The organism is Deinococcus sp. (genome assembly GCF_018260555.1).
Classification (GTDB): domain Bacteria; phylum Deinococcota; class Deinococci; order Deinococcales; family Deinococcaceae; genus Deinococcus.
The window spans coordinates 1-3446 of record NZ_JAGLBB010000124.1 but is presented as its reverse complement, the minus strand read 5'-3'; the positions used below and the strand labels follow the sequence as shown (position 1 = coordinate 3446).

At 67.2% G+C, this 3446-nt stretch carries 4 protein-coding genes; 2 read left to right on the top strand and 2 right to left on the bottom strand.

What is annotated here, in order from left to right:
* Positions 1-778: 778 nt before the first annotated feature.
* A complete protein-coding gene (locus QZ271_RS14135) occupies positions 779-1846 on the bottom strand; it encodes a nucleoside 2-deoxyribosyltransferase (protein ID WP_291432554.1) in 1068 nt (355 codons plus the stop codon).
* On the bottom strand, positions 1843-2376 hold the full coding sequence (locus QZ271_RS14130) for a DMT family transporter (protein WP_291432552.1): 534 nt from the start codon (positions 2374-2376) through the stop codon (positions 1843-1845). The genes QZ271_RS14135 and QZ271_RS14130 overlap by 4 nt, the downstream gene beginning before the upstream one ends.
* Before the next feature lie 124 nt (positions 2377-2500).
* On the opposite strand from QZ271_RS14130, the gene QZ271_RS14125 reads away from it, so the two are divergent.
* Positions 2501-2761: an AbrB/MazE/SpoVT family DNA-binding domain-containing protein gene (locus QZ271_RS14125; RefSeq protein WP_291432550.1), complete on the top strand. Its 261-nt coding sequence runs from the start codon at positions 2501-2503 to the stop codon at positions 2759-2761.
* On the top strand, positions 2758-2931 hold the full coding sequence (locus QZ271_RS14120; protein ID WP_273991539.1) for a hypothetical protein: 174 nt from the start codon (positions 2758-2760) through the stop codon (positions 2929-2931). The genes QZ271_RS14125 and QZ271_RS14120 overlap by 4 nt, the downstream gene beginning before the upstream one ends.
* The last annotated feature ends 515 nt before the right edge of the window (positions 2932-3446 follow it).

Sequence of the window (3446 nt, the reverse complement as noted above, 5' to 3'; positions counted from 1 at the left end):
GGTTCAGCTGTCGGAGGCGTTCAAGGCGGTCGTGGCTCACTCACGCAGCGTAGCTGGGGACTTTCGCAGGAGGTCTAATGAGGCGTCGGCGACGTTGATTGACCGGTTGGCAGTGTATGACAAGCCGGGTGCGCTCGGTCAGGTGGCGGAGCATTAAGGACCTCGGTACCCGACACTTTCCAGGGCGTTCGTCCGGGACGACATCAACAGGTCGATCAAGTCACACAGGCGTGCTGACTCCCGGCTGAACGACCGGACGAGGTCCCGCAAGCCCATCTTCGCCACGCTCCACGCCCGGCGACCCTGTGCCTTCTTCGGGCAGTCCAATGTGACCTCGACCAGCACAGACCATGTTTAGGTCAGCGTCAACAGGCACAGCAGGCGCTTCGCGAGTGTTCTGTTGCGCCGGACACTGAAAGATCAGAACGGACCGGTACCCGCATCTCAGCCGGTGGAAGGCCAACCGGGCATATTTCCGGAGCGGACTGAGCGACTCACCACCCGCGGTGGGAACCGCGTTGACACCCCGGCGGTCTGATGACCGCGCCATGCTGGAACGCGGCCTCACGGAGCTGCTCAGGCAGCGCGGCTACTCGTATGTTCAGCCGGGTGGTCCCTTCCGTCAGGCCTGCCAGCAGGGTCAGCTGGGCGTGACCGTGACGCGTCCGTCACGGCTCAGGGTATGGGCCCGGGATGAGGTGCAGGCGGGAGAGATCCTCGTGCGCCTGTTGACCTAGAAAAGCCCGGAAGCCGCATGCAGGCCCAGCCGGATCACCCGTCATCGGCGAGGAGCCGGGGCGGCTACGCTCTGCTGCGGGTGAAGGTCACTGATCCACTGCAGCGCCTGTGCCAGCGATTCCGCCACCCGCCACGCCGAGTGCGCCAGCATCAGGTTGCAGACACTGGCATACACCGGACCGTCCTGGATACCCAGTGGGGCGCTGCGCAGCAGTACGGTCGGGCGACCCAGCGCCGTCCGTGCGCCCTGAATGGCCGCGACCTCCGCGTCCACGTCCGCACCGTCCCCGAAATTCAGGACGACCTGCGCGGCCAGCGCGGTCTCCACGTCACGCGCCGCCCGGTCAACCAGCGACTCGCCGGGGGACGTGTCCCAGCGGGCAGCGGTCGTCACGGTCCACCCCTGCGCCCGCAACGCAGTCCGCGCATGCGCGATCAACAGGTCCGTTCCTGCGTGCGGAACGCCGCCCTCGAGATGCACCGTGCCGAGTCGCAACGGTCGTTCCGGGCGCGGGCTGACCGGCGGAACAGGATCGGCATACACCGCCTCCCTGACGAGCGACGCCATCCGCGAGAGCGAGGCGAGCACCTGCTCCTGATAGGTGCTCGCCTCGCTGGACAGTCCCGACAACGGGAACGCACCCGCGTCAATGACCGTGCCGCTCATCATGGACAGCACCGGCAGGGCACGCAGGGGCTCCCCGGACGGTCGGTGCTGCAGGCTGACGCTGTTGAGCAGCACCGTGAGGGTCGGAATCCCCAGACCCCACGCCAGGCCAAGTTCGAACGCGATTCCGCTGTCCACCTGCAGGTCATCGAGTGGAATCACCATGCGCCCGGCACGGCGCACCTGCGCGGCGTCCAGCAGGTAGATGTCCCGCGTGAACTCATGCCCGGCGCGGGGCGTGATGGCACCGTTCGAATCGCGGTACGGCAGGAAGGTCACCGGTCCGGTGGCGGTGAGGTGGGCGTCCGTGAGAGCGGCACTCAGGCCTGCCCGGACTCCTCCTTCCAGAAACGTCCCCAGCAACCGACCCGACGGGTGAAACAGTCGCGTGCACACGTAGGTCGGACGCTGCCCGGCCGCCAACTCGACGAGGGTCGTCACGTTCCGGCCTGCAGGGTCAGGAGGGCCCCGCCGAGCACCAGCAGCAGTCCGGCGATCCGGCCCGGGTTCAGCGGCAGGACCGGACGGCCGAACAGGCCGAACGTGTCGATCAGGGCCGCTCCGACCAGCTCGGCCAGAATGATCAGCAGCACGGCCCGGACCGCTCCGAGGACCCCGATCGCCTGCACGGTGCCGACCACCACCAGCAGGCCGAGGGCGCCCCCCCACCACGCGAAGGCCGGCAGGGTACTGCCCACAGACCGCGCCAGCAGCAGCAACGCGCCGAGCACCCCGACGAGCAGGACAAGCAGCAGGGGACGCGTCCAGTCTCCCGGCGTTCCAAAGGGGCTGGGCGGGGCCAGGCAGAAGCCCACGATCGCCACGCCCAGGCCGAGCAGATGAACGACCGTCAGCATGGACCACGTGCCGACCCTGGCCTGCAGCAGGCTGTTGACGGGACCCAGGCAGGCGATCATCAGTCCGGTCAGCAGGGCCGTCATGACCGCGGCGGGGAGCGTGAAACTGGACATGCCCGCACTGTAGGGTACCCGTCGCGGCGCAGATGCCTCACATCAGAGCAGTGGGTCGAGTCAGGGCAGGGGCACGTGACTGGCACCGCAGCGAATTGGCAAGAAGGCGCCTAAACTGCCAGCCATGACCGCGCATCTGGAGATCGACCGCTTCGGCCGCATCCTCATTCCCAAGGCCCTGCGTGACGCGCTGGCCCTCCAGCCCGGCGCGCAGCTCGAAGTCGAACTCGAAGGCGGAGCCCTTCACCTGCGGCCTGCCGCGCGGGACGTGCAGGTCACCCGGCATCACGGCCGCCTGATCCTCAGCGCGGAGGGCGCCATCACTGGCGATCCCGTGCAGGACCTGCGGGACGAGCGGCTGAACGAGGTTCTCGGTTCGTGGTGACCCTGTTCGACACCAGCGCCCTGGTCGCTGCGCTGGTCGGGAACCACCCGCAGTTCACCTGGGCGGACGCGCAGGTGCAGGCCGCGCAGGAACGCGGACCCCTGGCCGTAGCGGCAGTCGGGCGTACCAGGAGACGCTGCGAACCCAGACCTTCCTGCACCTGCTGCTGATCGGGAGCCTGCTGACTGCAGCGGGCGCGTCCCCCACACCATCCAAAGGGTCGTGCCCGGGCGCCGTTTCATCCCAAGGGTCGTGCCCGGCAGCGCGACTCTTTGGAGGAAAGAGCCCCTTGAGCACACGACTCTTTGGATGGTCTGCCCTCTCCGACTGCCAGCAAGAAACCGGGCAGCACGACCCTTTGGAGCGTCTCCTCCTCGCCGGGCGCGACTCTTTGGCGCTTTCAGCACGACCCTTTGGAGCGTAGCCTTCCCTGCCCGGCACGACCCTTTGGCGGTTCCTGGCCGCCCAGCGCGACCCTTTGGATGAAGTGGACCTTCGGAGCACGACCTTTTGGATGATTCAGCACGACCCTTCGGATGAAAGACAGAGAAACCGCGTCCAGAACGCGGACGGCGCGCGGCCCTGATGATGATCATCATGCTTTTTATGTAACTGCTCAGCAGGGGACGATCAGACAGAGAAATTGGGCATGAGAATATCCCCCGTGAACACGCTGACCAGTCCA

Excerpts from the sequence above, each read along its gene's own strand:
- QZ271_RS14130 (WP_291432552.1), bottom strand. The coding sequence starts at position 2,376 with ATGTCCAGTTTCACGCTCCCCGCCGCGGTCATGACGGCCCTGCTGACC.
- QZ271_RS14125 (WP_291432550.1), top strand. The coding sequence starts at position 2,501 with ATGACCGCGCATCTGGAGATCGACCGCTTCGGCCGCATCCTCATTCCC.